Annotated in this window: 1 protein-coding gene; it reads right to left on the bottom strand. The window is 55.7% G+C overall.

Annotation, left to right across the window (positions count from 1 at the left end; translation table 11 throughout):
• The coding region (locus tag PV433_RS26850) for a hypothetical protein (RefSeq protein WP_332075103.1) at positions 1 to 217 on the bottom strand (217 nt) is incomplete at its 3' end.
• Positions 218 to 255 lie beyond the last annotated feature (38 nt).

Genomic DNA, 255 nt, shown 5'->3' on the forward strand with positions numbered 1-255 from the left:
GCGCTTGGCATTCGCCCAAATAATCGCAAACATCCTCTCGAACCTCCGGAACGTCCGGCAAAAATGCGGGCAGCCGGCCCATGAGATCGTCTGGATTCAGTCCCCACAGAGCCTTGCCGGATCCCTGCTCCCACGTACGATGGGTATTGGTCGGGCCCCACCAATAGCAAAACGGCTTTCCCTCCGGCCGGGATTCCATGAAAGAGTCAAAATTCATTCGAACTTCGTCTAGAAGCTCTCGCTTGGCTGCTTCTA

This window comes from Paenibacillus sp. GYB004 (genome assembly GCF_036577605.1).
Lineage (GTDB): Bacteria > Bacillota > Bacilli > Paenibacillales > NBRC-103111 > Paenibacillus_AB > Paenibacillus_AB oceani.